Source organism: Haematobacter missouriensis (assembly GCF_000740775.1).
GTDB classification, from domain to species: Bacteria; Pseudomonadota; Alphaproteobacteria; order Rhodobacterales; family Rhodobacteraceae; genus Haematobacter; species Haematobacter missouriensis.
This window is the reverse complement of the sequence record NZ_JFGS01000012.1, coordinates 82664-105148: the sequence shown is the minus strand read 5'-3', so window position 1 is coordinate 105148 and position 22485 is coordinate 82664. Positions and strand designations below refer to the sequence as shown.

Sequence of the window (22485 nt, the reverse complement as noted above, 5' to 3'; positions counted from 1 at the left end):
GCGTTACTCCTCCAGGTCGAAGACGACGCGCGGAGGATCGCCTGCCTCAATGCGCGCTTTTACGCGGGCCCCAATGAGGGCAGTCTCCACCCCGGGGATGGTCGTCATCATCCGCGGGCCCTCCTCCAGATCGACAAGAACTATGTTATGGGCCCCTTCGCGGGTGCGATTGACGGTGACTGCATAGATCGTGCCCCGACCCGTAGCCTCTACCCACTCAAGATCATCCTCTCCGGCGGGGGAGAGCACCCGGGGGTAGAACACGTGCTCGCCCGTTGCCCGGGCGCGCTGGATCATGAACTTTCCCCGAGCGAGAAAAGCCTCATAGATCGCCTGCGGGCCGCTGGCATCCACCGCGGGGCGCATAAGCTTGTTCATCGAAATTCCTCCATCCCGCCCTCATGCTGGCGCAACTAGTGCTTCCCCAACAAATGCATGTTTTTGCTATCAGTGATGCCGGGGAAGCATTTCCACTCCCTCTCACGACGCGTCGGTGGATATGCGCCGTTAGACCCGCTGCACCCGAGGGACGGCCGACGAGCCAGGCGATGAACGCCTGCATCAAGCGTTGCGGCACGGACGCCGTCAGCGGCTCTCCCGAAGGAAGGGTCTTCCCGAATGCCCGTTCTGAGGCGTCGTCAAACGCGGCTAGCGGCCAGCCCTGTCAAGTGCCCGCGGACGGAAACGGCGGTTTCCAGACCTCGCAGATGAGCAAGCCAGCTATCGCTGTCGGCGTTGAGGACGGGCCTTGCCAGCGCGCGAAACTTTGAAGCCATCGCCATTTCATCTGGGAATGTCTCGGGCTCACCGGAGGGATCCGGCACACGCAATTCATGGCGCTCGCCCCGGGCCTCCACCCGCAGGGTCGCGCCGAACGGGTGTCGCAGGCCTTCAAGACTGCTGTCCTGCCACACATCGATGCGGGCGGCGATTGCCTCGGCTTCCGGCGTTCCGAGAAGATCGTAATCATCCCAGCCGAACCGCTGCCGGAGCAGGGCGACGGCCGCGGCGAAGGGCATGGAGAACTGACCCTCCACGATGCTCCGCGCGCGCCGCTTCGCCTCGATCGGTGCCCCGACGAGTGTGATCCCGTTGCGGTGCAATCCGACAGAGACCGCAGCGACCTCCTCCGGCTTCCAGCCATGTTGTCTCTGCAGGGAGAGCAACCCATCGACCGCGGCATGGGTATAGCGACACGCGGGATAGGGCTTTACCCCGATCCGCAGCGTCTCCCAGATTTCACCGAGCCCCGCAGTGGCCTTTTCGGGATGCGGTTCGTCCGTATAGCCGGCGAGCAGCCCCATGCGGCCCTCGATCGGTGCCCGCGAGCCGACGAAACCTTCCTGGGCCATGCTCGCCGCCATGAGCCCCTTCATCGCTGCCTCGCCCACCTGATACCGCTTGTTCCAGGCGCCGTTTTCAAGAAACTGCAATGAGCCGGAAGCCTGGCTCGCCGCAATGCCGAAGGCGGCGGACATCCTTTCCGGGTCCAGACCGAAGATGTGACCTGCCGCCGCCGCTGCCCCGAAGACGCCAGCCGTGGCTGTAGGGTGAAAGCCGCGCGCATAGTGGGCGGTCGGGTCCAGCGCCATGCCCAGCCGGCAACACACCTCGAAACCGACAACAATCGCCGCCAGAAGCGCCTCGCCGGAAGAATCGGTGAGCTCCGCCGCCGCGAGCGCCGCGGGAACCACCGGCGCGCTCGGATGCAGCGAACTATCCGAATGAGTGTCGTCGAAATCAAGAGAATGGCCAAACGTACCATTCAACAACGCCGCTGCCGCCGCCCCGTAGCGACGGTTCAGTCCGAATACGGTGCAGGGTCCGCTTCCCGCCATGCCGAGCCTCTCGACCATGGCCAGAACGGCGGGACTGGACTCGGCCTCTCCCGCCGCGCGGAGGATAGAGCCGACAAGATCGGTGGTGAGCGCCAGCGCTCGCCGGGGAACCGCCGGTGGCATGTCCTTCCACGAGGTCAGCGCGGCAAAGCGGGCCAGCGTCCCGGTAATGTCGCCTGCGGTTTCCCGCTCCATGTTTATTCTCCCCACCCTCTCCCAAAGGCTCCCCAAGGACATACGCCAGACATGTCTCTGGCGCGATGCTCTGCGGAAGTGCCCGTTCGCCCGGACTGCCACAGAGCCGCAGGTATGACGCCCCGCACGTGTTCCAGCCAGTCCGAATTGGCACAACTGGAAAATGAGCAGTTTCACACGCAATGGAAAATGCCGATTTGTTACTGCAGGTATTGCAGGATCACATGCCCCCGGTTTTGCAGACCGCCTCTGGTGCCTTACGCGCCACGGGGGAGGGCCGGATGCTCCGCTTTCGCCTAACACGCGGATCATGAGATAGTTCGGCAAGGACGGACCGTAGAAACTCCTGCTCCCGAGGTGATCGCCAGAGTTGCCGCGAACCGGTCGCGAGGCAGGCGGGCAGCCCGCTCCGCGTGGCCATCGGAGTATCAGAGGGAGCTGCCTCGCCCAATACGGGCGGCAAGAGGGACGGAGGGCAAGATGGCGTCTTAGGAGGGGCATCCACTTCCGTTCAGCCGCTTCGGCGCACGGCGCTCTCCTCAGCCGAACGTCTCTGCCGCCCGATCCCGAATGCCCTGCATAAGCCCGCGTGGCACGGGCCGTGAACGCAGAAAAGCGCCATCCCGCTCATGTTACCGATGCCTCTCGGTCCTTTCCGCATGATTGCCCAGAGGAAGCGCGACACCGGCGCGGGCGGAGAACCGCAGATCACGAGCCGTCATCGCCATCGGTAGAGCCGCGGCAGGGCTGCTGCTGATGTGCCGCCCTTACGGCGGCCTTAGTCATGGCAAGGACAAGGGCCGCCCGGTATGCGCCCGGCGTACGCGCATCGGCGATCATGTCATCTGCGTCGGGCATGAGGGACTCCACGACCGCAACCGAAAAGTCATCGTTCAGGCGCGCCTCGGCCTCCGACCAGCGATACACACCATCCTGCCCCGCTCCCGTCACTGCGACAACCGTCGTTCCATCCTGGCGCTCCGCCACAGCGACGCCGGTGCTTGCATAGCGGGAGGCGGGGTTGCGGATGCTGGCATATCCGAAGCGTCTCGGCTGGGGCACCTTGATGCGGGTGATGATTTCGCCGAAATCCAGCGCCGTAGTGAAAAGCCCGGCAAAGAACTCCTCCACCTGAAACTCGCTTCTGTCCGTCACGATCACGGCGCCGCAGGCAAGCAGCGCGGCCGGATAATCCGCAGAGGGATCATTGTTGGCAAGGGAGCCGCCAATCGTTCCCCGGTTGCGGATATGGGGATCTCCGATCTGCCGGGCCAGCCGCGCGAAAGCGGGAAACCTGCGTAACAGCCCGGGATCGCCTGCCACGGCCGCGTGCGTGGCCATCGCGCCGATCTCGAACCCGCCCGCGACCTCACGGATGTCTGAAAGTCCCGCAATCCCCGATAGATCGATCAATGCGGACGGTTGGTTCAGTCCCTGTTTCAGAGTGGGCAGAAGTGTCTGCCCCCCTGCCAGTACCATCGCCTCGTCGTCATCGGCCAGGAGGGCCAGCGCTTCGGCAAGGTCGCGCGGGCGATGATAGGCGAAGTCACGCATCGCACTCCCCCCGATGCATCATCTCGGCACCTTTTTCGATAGCCGCAAGAATATTCTGGTACCCCGTGCAGCGGCAAAGATTGCCATGCAGCAACTCACGCAACTCCTCCCGATCCGGCATCCCTCCTCCAGGGCGGACGAGAGACAGTGCCGTCATGATCATGCCGGGCGTACAGTAGCCGCATTGCAGACCGTGGGTATCCGCAAACGCCTGCTGCATCGGATGGAGCCCCTCAGTCGGGGTGATACCTTCGATCGTGGTGACTTCGGCACCGTCACAGGCTGCGGCGAGCACAGTGCAGGACTTGACGCTGCGCCCGTTGAGGTGAACCGTACAGGCCCCGCATTGGCTGGTGTCGCATCCGACATGTGTGCCGGTGAGGCGCAGATCCTCCCGCAGGAACTCGACCAACAGCCGCCGCCCCGGCACGGTCCGCGTGATCTCCCGACCGTTCACCTTCATCGTCACTTCAATCATCCCGCGGTCCTCTTGTCCATTCCCTCTCCGGTTTCCCACATCCGTCGGAAATTCGTATATTGGATTTCGCGCAGTTGTGCGATAAACATTCTGACGTAAGTTCGAGGGGCTGCCAATGAGTCTTCCGCCATTTACCGATGATTTTTCGGAGACGCCCCTGTGGTGGACGCTTGCTGGCGGGATGGCACAGGGCCCCCGCGCTCCATTGCCGACGCGCGCCGATGTTGTGATCGTGGGGGCGGGTCTGACAGGTGCGGCGGCGGCGCAGACGCTGGCGGCGGCAGGGCGGGATGTGTTGCTGCTAGACGCGGGCGTTCCGGGCGGTGGGGCCAGTTCGCGAAACGGAGCGATGCTCGGGCGGTATTTCAAACACAGCTTCGGCCAGATGATGGAGGAGCGCGGCCTCGACACGGCAAAGGCGTGGTTCAGAGAACTGGGTCAGGTTTATGATGATGCCTTTGCGCGCATCGTCGCGCTGAACGGCCCAATCGGCTTTCGCAACTGCGGCCGGGTGGTGGGCGCAGTCACTCCGAGCCATCGCGACAAACTGTTCCGCGAATGGGAGCTTCGAGCCCAGCACGTGGGCGAGGCTGTCGATTTTCTGACGGCGGGCGACGCCGAACTGATATCCGACCGCTACGTCGGAGGGGTGCATATCCGCGCCAACGCGGCAGTGAACCCGGCGCTCTACACGCGGGCCATGCTCGATGAGGCCGTCGCTCAGGGAACGCGTGTTCTCGACCATACCCCCGTGCGGGCAATTCAGAGAGAATCGCGGGGCTTCACGGTTCACACATCGCGCGGGCAGGTCATTGCGCGAGACGTTCTGGTGGCGACCAACGGCTACACGCCGAAAGGTCAGCGCTGGCACCACAGACGGCTCATCCCCATCGTTGCCTTCATGATCGGCACTGAACCCCTCCCCGAAGCCACTGTGGCGCGTCTGAAGGCGGGTCGGCGCACCTACCACGACAACCGCAAGAATTCGACCTACTACCAGATCACCCCGGACAACCGGCTGGCGCTTGGCGGACGGACGGGGTTGTGGCACCCATCACTTCGCCATATGGCCGTGCGCCTCCGCGAGGAAATGGCCTATTTCTTCCCTGAGCTTCGGGATGTTCGGATTTCCCATGCCTGGCGGGGCAAATGCGCGGCGACGGAGGATCTTTTTCCCCATGTCGGCCAGCATGAGGGCATACATTTCGCAATGGGATACTGCTTCTCGGGCCTCGCCATGGCTCCCTATCTCGGCAACAAGGCTGCCATGGCGATCCTTGGTCGCACGGAAGAAGCTCGGAGCCTGTTCCGCCTTGATGCGCCGCGAGCCGTGGCATGGCCGGCGCGGCAGGAATGGCTGATCCCTGTCGCGATGCACTATTTCCGCTGGCGGGAGCCCTTGCCCCGCTGAGCCGGGAAAGGTTGATCGCCGGTATCGCCGATCCTCAGAACAGGAGACCATCTGTGTCCCAAGAGCGCACAGCCTCACGCTTCCGCGCCCGCCTTCGCGCAGGTGCTTTCATGGCCGGCACCTTTATTAAAACGCCCGCATCCGAGATTGTGGAGATCATGGCGCAGGCCGGGGTAGATTTCATCTGCCTGGATGCGGAGCATTCGGCCCTGGGCCGGCGCGAGCTTGACTGGTGCCTCGCCCTGGCGCGGGCTCTCGACCTGCCGACGCTGGTCAGACTTTCGCATGCCAGCCCGGAAGCCGCGCTTCAGGCATTGGACGGCGGAGCCTCCGGGCTGCTCGTTCCCCACGTCCGCTCACCCGCGCTGGCTGCCGATGTCGCCCGCTGGGCAAGGTTCGGAGCAGGTGGACGCGGTTATGCCGGCTCCACCCGGCATGGAGATTTCACGGCGCGACCCATGGCCGATTTCCTTGCCGCGGCAGGCGAGGAAGTCAGTGTCATCGCCCAGATCGAAGATCCGGAAGCTCTGGATCAGGTGGAAGCCATCGCGGCGACACCTGGCATCGACGGTGTGTTCTTCGGCGCGGCGGATCTGGGCGTCGGGCTCGGGCTTGGACGCTCCAGCGGCGCGGAAATCGACCGGGCATTCGGCCGCGTCGCCTCCGCGGCGCAGGCATCCGGCCGGGCGTTTGGCGCTTATGGCGCGACGCCCTCCGCCCTTGCCGGATTGCGCGCGCGCGGTGCCTCCCTGGCTCTCATCGGATCCGATCAGGGCATGGTGCTGGCAGGCGCGCGGGCTCTCGCCGCAGCGAGCGATCTCCAAGATGAAAGGATCACAGCATGACCATTCAGACCATGCCCCGCCTACCCGGCTTCGTGGAATTCTCGACGGGTGCGGCCCCCGCCGGTTGGAAGTTGACGCGAGCGCGAGGCAAGCGCTTCACCGTGGACTACGCTGTGGCGGGAGCGGAAGCTCTTCACCAGAAAGCGGTCATAGAAGCGGTCGCGATCTTTCCCGATGCTCCGGGATGCGTGACCCAGGATGATCGGAGGCTAGAAGCCCCTGCCCGCTCCCTCTGCCTGCTCGGCGCCGGTGATTTCTCCATCGAGGCCGCGCCCGGAACGGCGATTGCCATCATCAGGCCCATAATGGGCACCGAGCCCGCCGATGCGTTGAACGATGCCGATTATGCCGTGGCCGAAGACGAGATACTGCCACTCCTGCCCCCCGGCCATCCGGTGCGGTCCGGGCCCCAGGTCATCCATGCAGATGATATCCGCGCGCCTGCCGACAAACCGAGGCTGAAAATCCTGCGCAGCCGATGCCTCAGCTTCAACTGGATCGAATACACCGGGCTGCGCGACCGGACAAAGCTCTCGCCCCATGCACATGAGGATTTTGAGCAGGGGTCGTTGGCGCTGGCCGGCAGGTTCCTGCACCATCTACGCACGCCGTGGGGTCCTGACGCGACCGTCTGGCGCGAAGATCTGCACCTGGAGGCTCCGTCTCCCAGTCTTTGCGTGATCCCTCCGAAAGTCATTCATACGACCGAAGGGTTGGAAGCCCGTCGTCATCTGCTGATCGACATATTCGCGCCGCCGCGGGCGGATTTTCTGGCCAATGGCTGGGTCTCCAACGCCGCGGACTATCTCTGACCGCGGTTCCGCACTGATCGTCGCATCGTAGGCTATTTTTTGCTTTTAATGTTTTTCGCACACTTGTGCGAATAATATTTCAGGCGTAGAAACGTCGAGACAGGGTTCCGACCCCCATCGGTTCCCGGCGCACCAGCAGCAACCAGCCGCCGCTCGTTGAACGACATGGCGGCCCCAGACGGGACGATGCGATGCCTTATTCACTCGGGATCGATATTGGCGGAACCTTCACCGACCTCGTGCTTTTCGAGCCGCAGAAGGGAGTTCAGCACAACCTCAAGGTCCTCACCACGCCGGACCGCCCTTCCGAGGCGGTGATCCGAGGCGCAGAGCGCATCATCCAGCGCGAAGGCGTCGATCCGGCGGACGTCAATCGCGTCGTCCACGCCACGACGCTCTTCACCAACGCGTTGATCGAGCGAAAGGGTGCCGTGACGGCGCTGCTGACGACAGAAGGCTTTCGCGATGTTCTGGAGATCGGCCGCGAGCGGAAGTTTGAGCTTTACGATATCTTCATCGAAATGCCGCGGTCTCTCGTCCCCCGCACCCTGCGCGCCGAAGTAAAGGAACGCATGACCCCGCGGGGCGAGGTGGAAACGCCCATCGACATGGAGAGCCTTAAGGCGGCGGTGGAGAGCCTTGTCGCTCAGGGCGCGACGTCGATCGCCATCTCTTTCCTTCATTCGTACGCAAACCCGGCGCATGAGGACGCGGCTGCGGAGTTCATCCGCACCGCCTATCCGAACGTCTCCGTCACCACCTCCTTCGAGGTCGCTCCCGAGATCCGCGAATACGAGCGGACCTCCACCGCCGTCGCCAATGCTTACGTCAAGCCGCTTGCAGGAGCCTATCTGACCGAACTCGAAACCCGGCTGAAGCAGATCGGCGTCACCGCGCCCCTGTTCCTCATGGTTTCGAGCGGAGGGCTGACCAATATTGACGAAGCCCGGCGCAACCCGATCCAGCTTCTCGAATCCGGCCCCGCCGCCGGCGCGCTGTCGGCGGCGTTCTTTGGGGACCGGTCGGAGGTATCGCATGTGCTGGCCTTCGACATGGGCGGCACAACGGCAAAACTGTCCGTGGTCGATCAGGGGGAACCGCTGATCTCCTACAAGTTCGAGGCTGCCCGGACCCGGCGCTTCAAGGAGGGCTCAGGCCTGCCCATCAAGATATCCACCATCGAACTGATCGAGATCGGCGCGGGCGGCGGCTCCATCGCCCATATCGACAAGATGGGTCTCATGAAGGTCGGACCGGAAAGCGCCAGTTCCAAACCCGGTCCTGCCTGCTACGGCCTGGGCGGCGAGCTTCCCACGGTGACGGACGCGAACCTTACCCTTGGCTATCTAAACCCCGACTTTTTTGCCGGCGGCACGATGAATGTCGACCCGAAGGCGGCCGCTTCGGCGCTCGGATCGCTCTCCGACGCCACGGGGCTTTCCGTTGCCGAACTGGCTTGGGGGGTGCATGACATCGTGAACGAGAACATGGCCAGCGCCGCGCGTGTCCACATCGCCGAACGCGGCAAGGACACGCGGCGCTATGCGCTCGTCACCACCGGCGGTGGTGGTCCGCTGCACGGCTATCAGGTGGCGCGGAAGCTGGGCCTGGGTCGGTTGGTATGCCCACCGGGGGCAGGTGTGGCCTCGGCGCTTGGCCTGCTGATCGCCCCAGCGCGGGTGGATCGCGTGGCGACAGTCGCCAGGCCGGTGGCCGAGGTGGACTGGTCCGCCCTCGAACTGACCTTTGAGCGGCTGGAAGCAGAGGGCCGCGCGGTCGTCACGGAGACAGTACCGCAGGCGGAAGCGATCAATGTCCGCCGGTTGGCCGACATGCGCTACATCGGTCAGGGCTTCGAACTGGTCGTCGAACTGCCGGAAGGCCCCTATTCCGCCGCCTCCATGGAGCCGGTGCTGGCAGCCTTCCGCGCGGCCTACAGGGAGGTGTTCACTTTGAACCCGCCCACCGACCGGATCGAGATCGTCAACGTCCGCATCACTGTCTCCGCCGAAACCGGCTCCGCGCGCATGGCACGTCAGACGGATGGCGCCGACCCGGAAACAGCTGTGAAACAGCGCCGCCAGATCTATTTCCCCGAACTTCGCGACTTCACCGAAACCCCCGTCTATGACCGGATCATGCTGCCAGGCGGTATCGACATTCACGGCCCAGCGGTGATCGAGGAGCCGGAATCCACTCTCGTGGTCGGCCCTGAGGGCAGCTTCCGAGTGGAGCCCAACGGCAACATCGTCGTCACCATCGCTAACTGACGCTCAGGGACAGGAACAGCAAGATGCTCATGCAAACCCCTCGGTTCGACGCCGTCACCCTCGAAGTGATCTGGACCCGGCTCGTCTCCGTGGTCGATGAGGCAGCGGCAGCGCTGGTGCGCAGCTCCTTCTCCACACTCGTGCGGGAATCCTACGATTTCTCCTGCATCATCACCGATCCGAAGGGCCGGTGTCTGGGACAGGCGACCGACTCCATCCCCTCCTTCATCGGCACCCTGCCGAAGACGGTGCGGCATTTCCTCGACCATTTTCCGGCGGAGACGCTGAACCCGGGCGACGTGCTCATCACCAACGACCCATGGATGGGCACCGGCCACCTTCCGGATCTGACCGTGGTGAAGCCGATCTTCCTGAACGGAAAGCTTACGGGCTTCGCCGCCTCCACCACGCATTCGCCCGACATGGGCGGTCGCACAGGCACCTCCGACATCCGCGACGTGTTCGAGGAAGGTTTTCAGGTCCCGATGCTGAAGCTGATCGACGCAGGAAAGGTCGACCAGACCTTCATCGCGCTGCTGCGCAAGAACGTGCGCGTGCCAGATCAGGTGGTGGGCGATCTCTGGGCACAGGTCTCCGCGCTGGAGTTGATGGAAAAGCGACTCTTCGCTCTCATGGACGACTACCAGCTCACCGAACTCGTGAGCCTCGCCGACGAAATCCTCGATCGGTCGGAGGCCGCCATGCGGGACGCCATCCGCAAGTTCCCGGATGGTGAATACCACTACGAATTGAACACCGATGGCGTGGTCGAGCCGCTGACCATCAGGATCAAGGTCAGGGTGCAGGGTGACAGCGTTTTGGTGGATTACGACGGCACCTCTCCGCAGGTCGACCGCGCTGTGAACGTGGCGCTCTGCTACACCTATGCCCAGACGGTCTATGGACTGAAGTGCATTCTGGCGCCCGACATGCCCAACAACGACGGCGCACTCCGGCCCATAGAAGTCACCGCACCGGAAGGATCGATCCTCAACCACCGCTATCCGGCCTCCGGCCAGACACGGACGCTGACCGGCCACTTCCTGCCGTTTGCCGTCTTCGGTGCCTTGGCAAAGGCCGATCCCACGCGCGTCGCCGCCGGCCCCGGTTCGCCGCTGTGGAGCCTTCAGGCCACCGGCGTCACCCCCACTGGCGAAACTTATGTGAACAAGTTCTTCTTCAACGGCGGGACAGGCGGCACCGATCAACGCGATGGCTACAACGTGCTTAGCTGGCCCTCCAACATCTCCTGCGTTCCGGTCGAGATGATGGAGCAGCAGTCGAACTTCCGCGTGCATCACAAGCGCTTCCGCATTGGCTCCGGCGGCGAAGGGCGGCATCGCGGCGGCCTGGGGCAGGAGACGCTGCTGGAATATCGCTCGGATCTGCCGGTCGTGGTCGGTTTCCACGCCGAGCGGACCGTGGTACCCCCGCCGGGGATCGCGGGCGGCGACAGTGGCCAACCTGGAGTTTTGGAAATCAACGACCGTGCGTTGACGCCGAACGAGCAGAAGGTGCAGCATGTCATCCGCAAGGGCGACCGCATCCATATGCGGACACCGGGTGGCGCTGGTTTCGGGACAACGGCGGAACGTGATCCGGCGGCGGTCGAGGCTGATCGTGCCGCTGGCTACATCTGAGCGGAGGATGAGATGAAACTCACCGGCGAACAACTGATCCCCGCCCCCGTGGAGACGGTTTGGCAGATGATCAACGACCCCGAAGTGCTGAGAGCCTGCATTCCCGGTTGCGAAAGTCTCGAGCGCGGAGAGGATGACCGGCTGACGGCGACGGTCGCGCTCAAGGTCGGGCCAGTCAAGGCGCGGTTCGCCGGTGAGGTCACTCTGAGCGAGATCGACCCGCCGAACGGCTATCGCATCTTCGGCAAGGGGTCGGGCGGCGTTGCGGGCTTTGCCGAAGGTGGCGCGGTGATAGCCCTCGCCCCTGTGGAAGGGGGTACTCTGCTGAGCTACGAGGCGGAAGCGAAGATCGGCGGCAAGCTTGCACAGCTCGGTACCCGGCTGATCGACTCGACCGCCAAGAAGCTCACGCTCCAGTTCTTCGATGCCCTGAACCAGAGGATCACGGAGACAGCCTGACCAAGCTACGGATACCATCGAACGCCTCTCCTCTCCAATAGGAGCGTGCCGGCGGAGAGGAAGCTGGCTGTGTGTTGCTCGTAGCATGTGGCGAAGCGGGGGACGTGCTCAGGTTTACAGAACATTCTTTTGATCGGGTTAACGCGGCAGCAGCGATCGAACAGAAGGCGGCGTGATCCGGGTGGCTATGACGCTGGGCAGGAACGCGGGCTTCTTCTCTTGCGCCACCTGCGCGTGCAAACACAGCTGCCCGGGCCAGTCAACTTGGACTATGGGCGTCGGGTGGCAACGCCTGAGGCAACACCGGCATATCGGAGGCGTTCGCAAATGCCATATGGCCAGGCGTGACAGGCAGGCGGACCGGCAGGCCATCCCGATCGAGAACGGCGCTGTTCCTGGAGCATGGCCCACCACCAGAATGAACAGGCACAGGATCCCGCACTTCTTTTTTACCAGCGCCAAGCTGATGGGCGTGAATCTGCAGCAGTCGATGAACCGGATCAGTTGCGGTGTGCGCTGGTCAGCTTCTCAATCCCCGCAGCCGGATACCGCGCCTCAAAAAGCCGTTGAAACGGCTATAAGCCATTCAATAGCCGTGGGAACGGGTCACACCGCGGTACTCGGGTGCGGAATGAAGAATCCCGTTTACCGCGCGACTGTCCCGAATCCGGCCTTCCCCGGCCAGCTTGCGGCAACAACGGCGCGTTCCCCCGCCATTCGCACTCGCACAGGTCGTAGCGTTCCATTGAAACCCTGCCGTCAGCTGCAGAAGTGAACCATGTCCCCTAAAACTGGGCAGTCGAGATTAATACGACGCCCTGCCCCCAGAGGAGCTACGGCATCAAGCCACTTCGGAGCCGCCGCGATGTCAGCTCTGAAAGCTACCAGGGTGTCCCCCCTGCCCCCCCTTCGGCTTAAGGCCACCGCTCTCCGTCTCGTCGAGACCAGCCGGTCGAGGATAGCTGCGGCCCCAGATTCTGGCGCGGTCCCTTTCCAGCATCCTCCGCTCCGTCTGGTCAAGCCGTGCGCGAGCCGATCCCGCATCACCTTGCGCCGCACGAAATGCGCGCGACCACACTTGCAGGGCGGAATGGGGACTCCACGGCAAAGCTGCCCCTGCGAGCCACGCCCTGAGTTCAGGCGGAAGCCCATCGTAACGCTCCATCTGGCAGACCCGGCGCCGGCACTTCAGGGAGGTGGCGAGATTCTTCGCCATCGCGGGACTCCTTCTGTCCGAGGCATAAGGCCAGTGCCGCCAGGCGGGCACTCCAATGCCTCTGGAAAATTGCGGTTTGAAAGGGTTGCTCAAGCCAGCTGGCGTTTTTGCCATTTTGGAAACGGATCAGGCAACTGCTTCCACAGCGCGGGGGTAAAATCCTGGGCGTCGACCAAAGCGGCGTCCAAGGCCATTGTCAGCGCCTCCCGGTCCATGCCGGCGCCGATGAATACCAGTTCTTGCCGCCGGTCACCCCACGGCTCCTCCCAGACCTTTTCCACCTCTGCGAGGCTGTCTGGATGACTGGGCCAGCGGACGCGCGGCACCGAAGCCCACCACCCACCAAGCGGTGTCACACTGGAGACGGCACCGGCGAGGCTGAACTCCACCGCCCAGTCCGGGCGGCTCGCGATCCAGAAATGCCCCTTCGACCGGATCACACCGGGCAGATCTCCGTTGAGAACGGCGTGAATGGCGTTTGGGTCGAACGGCCGCCTGGCCCGATACACAAAGGAGGAAATCCCATATTCCTCCGTCTCCGGGACGTGGCTTTCAGAGCCATAAAGCTCCTTGGCCCAGAGCGGATGCTCATGCGCCCTGTCGAAATCGAACCTCCCCGTGTCAAGGATGTCCTCAGCTGCCACCCGACTGAAATCCGTCTCGATCAGCCGGGCATCCGGGTTTAGGGCGCGGATGATCTTGCGCGCCAGATCCAGCAGGACCGGGCCCGCAGCGGTAACCTTGTTCAGGATGATGACATCGGCGAATTCGATCTGGTCCGTCAGCAGGTTGACCAGCGTTCGCTCATCCTCCGTTCCGAGGCTCTCGCCGCGATCAGCGATGAAGTCGTGGCTGGAGAAATCCCGTGTGAGGTTAACCGCGTCGACCACGGTCACCATCGTGTCGAGGCGGGCGATATCCGACAGGCTTTCGCCCGCCGCATCGCGGAAATCGAAGGTCGCGGCAACGGGGAGCGGCTCTGCGACCCCTGTGGATTCAATGAGAAGATAGTCGAAGCGACCTTCCTCCGCGAGACGTCGCACCTCAAGCAGCAGATCGTCGCGCAGGGTGCAGCAGATGCACCCGTTCGTCATCTCCACCAGCTTCTCCTCCGCCCGCGACAGTTGGGTTCCACCTCGCACGAGATCGGCGTCGATATTCACCTCCGACATGTCGTTGACGATAACCGCGACGCGACGGCCCTCGCGGTTGTTCAGGACATGATTGAGGAGGGTCGTTTTACCTGCACCCAGAAAACCTGAAAGCACTGTAACTGGCAGTCTGAGATCAGGGATGAGGGAACTGATGGTCATGACACACTCAAAAGTTATGTTATTACGTTGCATTACCTGACAGGCATTTCTGCCGCAAGCCTTTTGTGAGAATGCACATTTGCTTTCGCAAATGAGCGCTGCGCTGAGATGCCGTTTTTGGAGCGTCCGTAGCAGGCTGCAGGTACGCTATCGCAGCAGTCGCCTTCGAGCAGGACTCTTACGAGGCATCCACGTTGCGGGCTCTCGGCATGAAATTCTGGCCTACCCGTCACCGGACCACGGCCTGCAAGTCCGCCAACACGAAGATTGACCGCGGGCTCCTACCAAGCGGGAGTCGCGTCCAGCACTCACAGGCCAGCTGTCTCGGCGTGGCGAGAACGGAAGAAGCTCTGATCGGTACCGAGGTAGATTGTGATGCAGTGCTTCCCACATCCCGGCATCGCGAGAGTGCCGATCGGCATTCCGCGCCGGTTCTTCTGGGGGCTCCGTTGAGCGTGGGGTCATTTCCCCGCGATCAGAACTTCAAGGCTGGTGCAGAAACGATATCTCGCGGACGGAGGACTTCCCCGTGCCCCGCCCAAGGATTTAGCCGCATCCCAGCGTCGCGGCGCGCGCCATCGCTTACCAACAGGTTGCCGACAGAGCATTCCGCGGTTGCCGTTGGGCGGAAGCCTTCCCCCCATTATTGAAGAGCGCTCCGAAAACCGCAAGTTTTGGCTCGTGACCGAACCGATTTCTGGCTTTCGAGGCAACCCCGGATAGGTGCCCTACTTTTTCAGCAGCCTGCTAAATGTCATGAGCCTTGCAACGCCTCGTAGCGACGGCAGGCATAAAGAGTGGGCTGGTCCTAGTTTACGCCTTCAGGGCGCAAGATATGCGGCTTTCCTGCAAGGCCGACAGCCGTCCCCGGAGCCTCAGACCTTGTCAGGCCCGCTTTATAAAGCAGGTCGCCGAAGCACTGGCGAGCAGATTGCCCGCGTCATCGCGCAGCGTCCCCTCTGCCACGCCAAGCGAGCGCGACAGATGCGTCACTCTGGCCTCGGCCAGCAGGGCCTGATCGCGAGGAACGGGGCGGAGCATCTTTACACTGAGGTCCACAGTGCCATAGCGCGCGCCCGCAGGCAGAAGAGAATGCACGGCGCACCCAGTGACCGAATCCAACACGGTCGCAGCGAAACCGCCATGAACACCGCCCATAGGGTTGAGGTGCCGTTCGTCAGCCCGCGCGTGGATAACAATATGTCCCTCCTCCACCTCCATCGTGGACATGCCCATCGTACCACTGATCGACGCGCGAGGAAGTTTGCCCGCCGCTGCGGCACGCAGCAAATCCAGTCCGGTCATGGTTGAAGGATTCATGGTTCTATCTCTCCCTATCGTCGCGAACGACCTGAAAAGAGGATCGCTAAAATGTCAACCGACAGGGCGCAGCTCGCCCCTGCGGCCTTCTCCGCCGTGTGTAGCGGCTGATGAAATATCAGAAGACCGGTCTGGTAGAGCCCGCAACCTGTGGTTTCTCACGTGGTTTCCCACATGTGCCGACCTCATGGCAGCCGCCAGGCTTTTCGGCATTCCTTAACACACCGTCGACAAACTCCTAAAGTGTCATGCCTATGTGCCGGAAATCAGAAAATTGGGGTAGAAACGCCCGGAATTAGTTGAATTTCCGGCTAGATTTCGTCACATCGCGAACGATCTCCACTCCGACACAGGGCAGAAAGCCAGTTCAGCAGCCGGTCAAGCGAACCGCCGCGCCTTGACAGGGATCAAACGCGACAAACAGCTTCGCAGACTACCTTATCTCAGCGTAGGGACGCGCAGAATTCTGCGATCCGGTCGCAGCCGCGCATCAGTTCCTCATCCGCGGCTGCATAGGAAATCCGGAAACTGTCGGTGCCGCCGAACGCGGCGCCATGCACTGTGGCGACCCGCGCTTCCGACAGGAGGGCCATGACGAAATCCTCGTCCGTCTCGATCCGCCGCCCTGCCGGGGTCGTGCGGCCAATGTAGCCCGTGCAGGACGGATAGACGTAGAATGCACCCCCCGGCATGTCGCAGGTCATGCCCGGAATGGAGCGCAACCGCGCGACCACCGACTTCCGGCGACGGTCGAAGACCTCGCGGCTCCGGGACACATAATCCTGCGGACCCCGAAGCGCCGCCACCGCTGCCCATTGTGCAATGGAACAGGCACCGGAGGTGATCTGGGTCTGAAGCTTCTCCATCGCCGCGATCAGGGGGCGTGGCCCCGCCCCGTAACCGATCCGCCAACCTGTCATGGCGTAGGCCTTGGAGACGCCATTCATCGTTAACGTACGCTCCTTCAGCTCAGGCGCGACCTGCGCCATTGTCGCGAAGGGAATATCGTCGTAGCGTAGATGCTCGTACATGTCGTCGGTCAGGATCCAGACCTGCGGATGCCGCTCCAATACCTCGGCCAAGGCGGCGAGTTCTGCTGCAGAATACACCGCGCCGGTTGGATTGTTCGGCGTGTTCAGGATGATCCAGCGGGTACGCGGCGTGATCGCCGCCGCGACCGTCTCGGGTGATACCTTGTATTGGTGCCGCGGATCGCCGGGGACAAGCACCGGCGTCGCGCCGCAATAGGTGGTCAGCTGTGGATATGAAACCCAGCTCGGCGTCGGGATCACAACTTCATCGCCCGGCCCGAGCGTCGCCAGCAGGGCGTTCGCGATCACCTGCTTGCCCCCTGTGCTGACGATGGTTTCATTGGCCTGATATTCCAATCCATTCTCCCGCCGAAACTTTGCAGCGATTGCGGATCGGAGTTCCGGGATGCCTGCAACCGGCGGATAGCGCGTCTCCCCCCGGCGGATCGCCTCGGCGGCTGCCTCGCCGATATGGGCGGGCGTGTTGAAGTCCGGCTGACCAGCGCTGAGGGAGATCACATCCAGCCCGGCGGCACGCATATCTCGCGCCCTCTGGGTAATAGTGATCGTGGCGGACGAACCCGTGCGCCGAAGCGCTTCGGAGGGCCGGAAGGATGCAGTCAGGGTATCAGGCACGGCGGAGCCTCGTTTCAAGCCGCGAAGCGGCCCATGACAGGATGAGCAGCGCGCCAATCAGCAGAATTGCCACCGAAGTATAGGCTTCGATAGGGCGGAAATCCTGATCCGCGATCAGCTTGCCGGCGTAGAGAATATCGAAATAGGCGACGGACGACGCGACGGTGGTAAGCTTTACCATCTCGATCGTCTGCGTGGTGAGAGCGGGAACCGTGCGGCGGAGCGCCTGCGGCAGAATGACGTGCCGCATGACGCCGCCCATCGGGAGGCCGATGGCCTTCGCGCCCTCCCACTGGCCTCGGTCGATCGAACGGATCCCAGCACGGTAGATTTCGGCAAAATAGGCGCCGCCATAAAGTGAGAGGGAGACATAGGCGGCAAGAAAAGGTGACGCCTGCACGCCGAAGATCACCGGCACCGCATAGAAGAACCAGAAAAGCTGTACGATATACGGTATATTGCGGAAGAACGCGATGACCGCTGCAGCCGGCCAGGACAGCAGCCGCGTTGCAGAGATACGGCATAGCGCCACGACGATACCCACCACCATCGCCGTTGTGACAGCGAGTGCAGCCAGCCACAGGGTACCGAGCAGCCCCTCGATCAGAACCTGTTTGTAGCGGATGACGGAGGAGAAATCCCAAGCGTAGCCCATGATTTACTTTCCCCGCCCAAGACGTGCGTTCAGAAGCTGAGCTGCTCCGGTGATAGAAAAGATCAGCACGAAGAACACCAGCGCGGTGACGGTGAAGACCTCCAGAGGCCGATATGTTTGAGCGGCCAGCATGTTGGCCTGATAGACCGTCTCGCCATAAGCGATGATACCGGCGAGCGTCGTGCCCTTCACCAGCTCAGCAAATCTGATGAGGAACACGGGTATCATGTGCCGCACGGCTTGCGGAAGAATGACATGGCGCACCGCTGCCGCTTTGGTCAGCCCGATGGCGGATGCGGCCTCCCATTGTCCGCGACCGATGGCCTGCATACCCGCACGGAACACCTCTGCCATATAAGCGGAGGATTGCAGACCGATAGCCAGGAAGGCGGCGCCGAAAGCATCCAGATTCACATTCGCGATAAGCGGAAAGGCGAAATAGAACCAGACGATGAGCACCAGCGCCGGAGCTGCCCTGAAGAAATCCACGACCGCCACGGCGGGCCAGCGGATAAGGCGTTGCGGCGACATGCGCATGACGGCAAGCGCAAGACCAAGCGGCAGGGCCAGTGTCAGACAGGCGACCGTCAGGATCGCCGTACCCTTCAGCCCTGCGAGGAGCTGATCCATGTTCCGCCAGACGGCGGAAAAGTCCCAAACGTAGTCCACCTGTCCGTCCTTCCGCAGAGGGCTTCCAATCCGGGTCAGACCTTTGCCGACCCCCGAGGAGAGCATGGGCCCGCCCGGCACAAGGCAGGAACGGGCAGAGGCTCAGCGCATCAGATCTTCTCGCCGCGTGGAGACGGCAGTGGCGGGGTCAAGCCCGCGCCAGGCGAGAAAGTCGCGATAGAGCTTGTCCGTGGTGCCGGTGTCATAGGCATAGGTCACGGCGACCTGCAGGAAGTTCTTCCAACGTTCGTCGGTTTCCTTGCGGATCCCGGCGCTGGAGGGACGCGCGACCACAGGCTTCGGCACGAGCGTCTTGCCGGATTTCAGCCGAAGGCGGGTGACATCCGCCATCGGCCCGGTTGAGGCCGCCCCGTCAACGCGGCCGGACTGAAAGGCGGCGATGGCTTCGCTCGATTGTTGGAAGGTCGCGAGCGTTGCGGCAGGCGCTTTCTCCGAGATGACATCCACGAAAGTCGTCCCCGCAGGCGCGGCCAGGCGGTATTTCGGGTCGCTCAACTCTGCCCAGGTGGTAGGTGCGAAATCGTCCTTCACCACGAGCGCTACCGGATACCACATCACCGGTCCGGCGAAGTCGATCGACATCGCACGTTCGGGCGTTGCGTCAAGCTGGAACATGAAGTCATACTGGTTCGCCTGAAGCCCGGCCACCGCATTGCCCCAGGTCGTATCCACGACCACGAGCTCCACCCCCATCGAATCGGCAATATACTTGCCTAGGGCGACAGCAACGCCACGATAGACACTGCCGTTAGAAGTTACGGTCACGCCGTCCGTCGTTCCGCTCAGATCCTTGAAGCACCAGGGTTCTGACTGTGCACAGCCGATCCGCACCTTCTTGGTGGACTGGATCTGCTCCCAGGTCGATTGAGCGAGCGCCGCGCCCGGCGCAATTAACGCGGCCGCAACGGCGGCTGCTTTCATCCACGTGCCGATCGTCATGTTTCTCTCCGTGTTGGGGCCTTGTGCGCTCACTTTCCCGCCGCGCGGGGTCCGCGCGCCAGGACGGCAAAGAGCTTTGGTGCCGTGAAGGGCATCTGAAGGCCCTCCGTATCGTAGTCGCGCAGCGCGTCCATCACCGCATTGGCGATGGCGGGCGGCGCGGCGATTGTCCCCGCCTCGCCGCAACCTTTCACGCCAAGCGGGTTGGTGCGGCAGGGAATTTCCACGAAATCCGTCTCAAAGGCGACGAAATCGTCTGCCTTCGGATAACAATAGTCCATCAGTGAACCGGTCAGCGGCTGAGCGGTTTCCGGGTCATAGACCACCTCTTCCAACAGCGCTTGTGAGATGCCTTGCGCCAGACCGCCGTGGAACTGGCCTTCCACCAGCCTGGGATTGAGGATCGTGCCCACGTCGTTCACCGCGACATAACGTGTCAGCCGGATCTCCGCCGTTTCGATATCGATCTCCACCCGCGCTATATGGCAGCCGTTGGGAAAGGTTGGACGTTCCGGTCGATAATGCGCAGCGATGGACAGCCCCGGCTCCATGCCGGGGGGCAGGAGCGAGGGCGCGAAAGCCGCGCGCACGCAATCTGCCAGCGTCACGCTGTGGTTCGTCCCGGTGAGGTGGAACCTCCCTTCCTCCTGCCGGAGCGCCGAAATGTCACCCTCCAGCAGATGCGCCGCAATGGCTTCAAGCTTTGCGCGTATCCGGCCCGTGGCCAGATGTACCGCATTCCCCCCGACCGCGAGGGCGCGCGACCCGCCTGTGCCGCGACCGAAGGCGACCTGATCCGTATCTCCCTGAACGACGCGGATCAGATTGCGATCCAATCCCAGACCCTGCGCCACGATATTGGCATAGGCCGTCTCATGACCCTGACCGTTGTTCTGCGAGCCGACCAAGAGCACTGCTGAACCGGACGGATCGAAGCGCAGTTCCGCAAATTCATCCAGCCCCCGACCACAGCGATCAATGAAATAAGCCAGGCCCATTCCGGAGAGCTTGCCGCATTCCCGTGCCGCTTCCCGAAGCGACTCGCGCCCGGTGAAATCCGAAAGCGCGACGGCGCGCGCCGTCAACTGCGCAAAATCCCCATCGTCGTAGACCTGCCCCGTGACAGTGGTGAAGGGCATCTTCCCGCGCGGCACGAAATTCCTGAGCCGCAGATCCACCGGATCGAAGCCGAGCTCGCGCGCCGCCGCATCTACAAGCCGTTCAACGGCGTAGATCACTTCGGGCCGACCGGCACCACGATACGAATCCGTCGGCAGGGTATTTGTGAAAACGCCGCGAACACGGACATGCACGGCCTCCAGGTCATAGGTCGCGGGATGCAGGCCGTCGCCTGCAACCGTGGCGATGTTCGGCCCATGTTGGCCGGGATAGGCCCCCATGTCAGAAAGGCAGTCGAACCGCATTGCCAAGAAGCGGCCCGTGTCATCGAGCGCGAGTTCTGCCCGGCAGGTCTGCGCGCGCCCCTGGGTATCGCTGATCAGGGACTCGCCGCGATCCGACACCCACTTTACAGGCCGGTTCAGTCTCGCCGCCGCCAGCAGCACCAGCGCATATTCCTGATAGGTGAAAATCTTTGGGCCGAACCCACCGCCCACGTCCGGCGTGATGACCCGCATCCGCCCCTCTGGAATGCCAAACACGTTCTGGCACAGGATGCGGCGGATCGCATGACCGCCCTGAGAGGAGACATACAGGGTGAACCGCTCCTCGCGCGTATCCCACTCCCCTATCGCACCGCGCGTCTCCAGCGACATGCCGGCGACCCGGTTATTGTGAAGGTCCACCGATACGACGTTGGCAGCACGCGCAAAAGCGTCGGCAACCCGCTCTGCATCACCCGAATGCCAGTCAAACCCGATATTGTCAGGGGCCTCGGGCCATATGCTTGTTTCTCCCGCAAGGGCCTGCTCCACGGTCGCGCAGGTCTCCAGCGGTTCATAGTCGACGACGACCATGTCTGCCGCATCGCGCGCCATGTCAGGCGTTTCGGCAATCACCACCGCGACCGGCTCCCCGACATGCCGGACCTGATCCGCAGCCAGCAACGGCCGGGACGGAAGCACCGGCCGTGCCCAGTCCCACTTGCCTATCTCCGCCAGACAGGGGAGCGCCTTCGCCCCGGCGGTCGCGACATCCGCAGCGGTCAGGACCGCGAGCACTCCCGGCATCGCGAGAGCCACCGCAGTGTCTATACCTCCTATCCGTGCATTGCCGTGTGGAGAGCGCACGACCACCATCGCAGTGCAACCCTCGGGACGAATATCGGCCAGGTAGCGCCCCTCCCCCCGGAGAAAACGGCGATCCTCTATCCGATGAGCGGTCTGCGCAATGCCCTGCATTTCACTCCGCCGCCATCTTGTGCTCGGGAATGCGGAATTGCGAGTGGCTCGCGAGAAACTCCCTCATCCGGGGTGTCCGGGGGCGAACGAGCACCTCATGCGGCGGTCCGTCCTCATGGATGCAGCCGTTGTGGAGAAAGACCACGCGCGTCGCGACGTTATAGGCGAAGCCCAGTTCGTGCGTGACGATGATCATCGTCATGCCCTCCTCGGCCAGAAGCCGCATGGAGTTCAGAACTTCGCCCACCAGCTCCGGGTCGAGCGCGGACGTGGGCTCATCGAAAAGCATCAATGTCGGCTGCATAGCCACCGCGCGTGCGATCGCCACACGCTGCTGTTGTCCGCCCGACAGCGCGGCAGGGTAACGCCCGGCCTTGTCCGCCATTCCCACCCTGTCAAGACAGGTGTGCGCGATGGCCCGCGCCTCCACCGCTCCGAGCTTGCGGACCTTCAGAAGCCCCAGCATCACATTCTGCTCGACCGTCAGATGGGGGAAGAGGTTGAACTGCTGGAATACCATCCCAACCTGCCCGCGCACCTTCGTCTGCTCTGCCGCGGGATATTCCGTCCTTTTGCCCGAATCTCTGCCGATTTTCTGGCCATCCAAGTAAATCGCACCTTCGTCCGGTGTCTCAAGCAGGTTGACACAACGCAGCATGGTCGATTTACCGGAGCCGGATGAACCAAGCACGACAACCACCTCGCCGCGGTTGACGGTTAAATCAATGCCTTTCAGCACGCGGATGGAGCCAAATTCCTTGACGAGCTTCTCAATCCTCAGAGCTTCCAAAGCGGCTCCTCCTTTTGCGGACAAGCAAAATTC

19 protein-coding genes are annotated in these 22485 nt (G+C 62.9%); 6 read left to right on the top strand and 13 right to left on the bottom strand.

Features of this window, described 5'->3' with window-relative positions:
• Positions 1-3: 3 nt before the first annotated feature.
• The 4 genes from CG51_RS09720 to CG51_RS09705 all read right to left on the bottom strand — a co-directional run bounded on the left by CG51_RS09720 (position 4) and on the right by CG51_RS09705 (position 4065).
• Complete coding sequence (locus CG51_RS09720) at positions 4-378, bottom strand: Zn-ribbon domain-containing OB-fold protein (protein ID WP_233141219.1); 375 nt, start codon at positions 376-378, stop codon at positions 4-6.
• 260 nt (positions 379-638) lie between these two features.
• The gene (locus CG51_RS09715) at positions 639-2033 is read right to left on the bottom strand and encodes an MmgE/PrpD family protein (RefSeq protein WP_035744350.1); all 1395 of its coding nucleotides are present in this window, start codon (positions 2031-2033) and stop codon (positions 639-641) included.
• A gap of 708 nt (positions 2034-2741) precedes the next feature.
• Entirely contained in the window at positions 2742-3587 is an 846-nt protein-coding gene (locus CG51_RS09710) for an FAD binding domain-containing protein (RefSeq protein WP_051930354.1), read from the bottom strand.
• The gene (locus tag CG51_RS09705; protein ID WP_035744347.1) at positions 3580-4065 is read right to left on the bottom strand and encodes a (2Fe-2S)-binding protein; all 486 of its coding nucleotides are present in this window, start codon (positions 4063-4065) and stop codon (positions 3580-3582) included. The genes CG51_RS09710 and CG51_RS09705 overlap by 8 nt, the downstream gene beginning before the upstream one ends.
• Before the next feature lie 115 nt (positions 4066-4180).
• Between CG51_RS09705 and CG51_RS19125 the strand changes: the two genes are divergently transcribed.
• The 6 genes from CG51_RS19125 (at position 4181) to CG51_RS09675 (ending at position 11502) form a co-directional block, all read left to right on the top strand.
• Positions 4181-5476, top strand: coding sequence for an NAD(P)/FAD-dependent oxidoreductase (locus CG51_RS19125; protein WP_084695131.1), 1296 nt, complete (start codon positions 4181-4183; stop codon positions 5474-5476).
• Between the two features lie 110 nt (positions 5477-5586).
• Entirely contained in the window at positions 5587-6321 is a 735-nt protein-coding gene (locus tag CG51_RS09695; protein ID WP_158212530.1) for an HpcH/HpaI aldolase family protein, read from the top strand.
• The gene (locus CG51_RS19120; protein WP_051930349.1) at positions 6318-7133 is read left to right on the top strand and encodes a cupin domain-containing protein; all 816 of its coding nucleotides are present in this window, start codon (positions 6318-6320) and stop codon (positions 7131-7133) included. The genes CG51_RS09695 and CG51_RS19120 overlap by 4 nt, the downstream gene beginning before the upstream one ends.
• A 191-nt stretch (positions 7134-7324) precedes the next feature.
• Complete coding sequence (locus CG51_RS09685) at positions 7325-9403, top strand: hydantoinase/oxoprolinase family protein (protein ID WP_035744342.1); 2079 nt, start codon at positions 7325-7327, stop codon at positions 9401-9403.
• Positions 9404-9426: 23 nt separating this feature from the next.
• On the top strand, positions 9427-11043 hold the full coding sequence (locus CG51_RS09680) for a hydantoinase B/oxoprolinase family protein (protein ID WP_035744340.1): 1617 nt from the start codon (positions 9427-9429) through the stop codon (positions 11041-11043).
• Positions 11044-11055: 12 nt separating this feature from the next.
• The gene (locus tag CG51_RS09675; protein ID WP_035744339.1) at positions 11056-11502 is read left to right on the top strand and encodes an SRPBCC family protein; all 447 of its coding nucleotides are present in this window, start codon (positions 11056-11058) and stop codon (positions 11500-11502) included.
• Between the two features lie 868 nt (positions 11503-12370).
• On the opposite strand, the gene CG51_RS09670 is transcribed toward CG51_RS09675, so the two are convergent.
• The 9 genes from CG51_RS09670 to CG51_RS09630 all read right to left on the bottom strand — a co-directional run bounded on the left by CG51_RS09670 (position 12371) and on the right by CG51_RS09630 (position 22452).
• Positions 12371-12718 (bottom strand): DUF6525 family protein, encoded by a 348-nt coding sequence (locus CG51_RS09670; protein ID WP_233141220.1) that lies wholly within the window; start codon positions 12716-12718, stop codon positions 12371-12373.
• An 89-nt stretch (positions 12719-12807) separates the two neighbouring features.
• Positions 12808-14031: a GTP-binding protein gene (locus CG51_RS09665; RefSeq protein WP_035744335.1), complete on the bottom strand. Its 1224-nt coding sequence runs from the start codon at positions 14029-14031 to the stop codon at positions 12808-12810.
• A gap of 885 nt (positions 14032-14916) precedes the next feature.
• Positions 14917-15351, bottom strand: a complete 435-nt coding sequence (locus tag CG51_RS09660; protein ID WP_035744333.1) for a PaaI family thioesterase — start codon at positions 15349-15351, stop codon at positions 14917-14919.
• Positions 15352-15794: 443 nt separating this feature from the next.
• Positions 15795-17018 (bottom strand): pyridoxal phosphate-dependent aminotransferase, encoded by a 1224-nt coding sequence (locus CG51_RS09655; RefSeq protein WP_233141221.1) that lies wholly within the window; start codon positions 17016-17018, stop codon positions 15795-15797.
• Positions 17011-17673, bottom strand: coding sequence for an amino acid ABC transporter permease (locus CG51_RS09650; protein WP_035744330.1), 663 nt, complete (start codon positions 17671-17673; stop codon positions 17011-17013). The genes CG51_RS09655 and CG51_RS09650 overlap by 8 nt, the downstream gene beginning before the upstream one ends.
• A 3-nt stretch (positions 17674-17676) precedes the next feature.
• Positions 17677-18342 (bottom strand): amino acid ABC transporter permease, encoded by a 666-nt coding sequence (locus tag CG51_RS09645; protein WP_035744427.1) that lies wholly within the window; start codon positions 18340-18342, stop codon positions 17677-17679.
• A gap of 102 nt (positions 18343-18444) precedes the next feature.
• Positions 18445-19302: a transporter substrate-binding domain-containing protein gene (locus CG51_RS09640; RefSeq protein WP_035744328.1), complete on the bottom strand. Its 858-nt coding sequence runs from the start codon at positions 19300-19302 to the stop codon at positions 18445-18447.
• Between the two features lie 29 nt (positions 19303-19331).
• The gene (locus CG51_RS09635) at positions 19332-21662 is read right to left on the bottom strand and encodes a xanthine dehydrogenase family protein molybdopterin-binding subunit (protein WP_035744326.1); all 2331 of its coding nucleotides are present in this window, start codon (positions 21660-21662) and stop codon (positions 19332-19334) included.
• A 1-nt stretch (position 21663) separates the two neighbouring features.
• Complete coding sequence (locus CG51_RS09630; RefSeq protein WP_156961337.1) at positions 21664-22452, bottom strand: amino acid ABC transporter ATP-binding protein; 789 nt, start codon at positions 22450-22452, stop codon at positions 21664-21666.
• Positions 22453-22485: the final 33 nt, after the last annotated feature.

Coding starts and splice junctions, on each gene's coding strand:
- CG51_RS09635 (WP_035744326.1), bottom strand. CDS start 21,662: ATGCAGGGCATTGCGCAGACCGCTCATCGGATAGAGGATCGCCGTTTT.
- CG51_RS19125 (WP_084695131.1), top strand. CDS start 4,181: ATGAGTCTTCCGCCATTTACCGATGATTTTTCGGAGACGCCCCTGTGG.
- CG51_RS09720 (WP_233141219.1), bottom strand. CDS start 378: ATGAACAAGCTTATGCGCCCCGCGGTGGATGCCAGCGGCCCGCAGGCG.
- CG51_RS09660 (WP_035744333.1), bottom strand. CDS start 15,351: ATGAATCCTTCAACCATGACCGGACTGGATTTGCTGCGTGCCGCAGCG.
- CG51_RS09705 (WP_035744347.1), bottom strand. CDS start 4,065: ATGATTGAAGTGACGATGAAGGTGAACGGTCGGGAGATCACGCGGACC.
- CG51_RS19120 (WP_051930349.1), top strand. CDS start 6,318: ATGACCATTCAGACCATGCCCCGCCTACCCGGCTTCGTGGAATTCTCG.
- CG51_RS09685 (WP_035744342.1), top strand. CDS start 7,325: ATGCCTTATTCACTCGGGATCGATATTGGCGGAACCTTCACCGACCTC.
- CG51_RS09680 (WP_035744340.1), top strand. CDS start 9,427: ATGCTCATGCAAACCCCTCGGTTCGACGCCGTCACCCTCGAAGTGATC.
- CG51_RS09665 (WP_035744335.1), bottom strand. CDS start 14,031: ATGACCATCAGTTCCCTCATCCCTGATCTCAGACTGCCAGTTACAGTG.
- CG51_RS09710 (WP_051930354.1), bottom strand. CDS start 3,587: ATGCGTGACTTCGCCTATCATCGCCCGCGCGACCTTGCCGAAGCGCTG.
- CG51_RS09715 (WP_035744350.1), bottom strand. CDS start 2,033: ATGGAGCGGGAAACCGCAGGCGACATTACCGGGACGCTGGCCCGCTTT.
- CG51_RS09650 (WP_035744330.1), bottom strand. CDS start 17,673: ATGGGCTACGCTTGGGATTTCTCCTCCGTCATCCGCTACAAACAGGTT.
- CG51_RS09695 (WP_158212530.1), top strand. CDS start 5,587: ATGGCCGGCACCTTTATTAAAACGCCCGCATCCGAGATTGTGGAGATC.
- CG51_RS09675 (WP_035744339.1), top strand. CDS start 11,056: ATGAAACTCACCGGCGAACAACTGATCCCCGCCCCCGTGGAGACGGTT.
- CG51_RS09670 (WP_233141220.1), bottom strand. CDS start 12,718: ATGGCGAAGAATCTCGCCACCTCCCTGAAGTGCCGGCGCCGGGTCTGC.
- CG51_RS09640 (WP_035744328.1), bottom strand. CDS start 19,302: ATGACGATCGGCACGTGGATGAAAGCAGCCGCCGTTGCGGCCGCGTTA.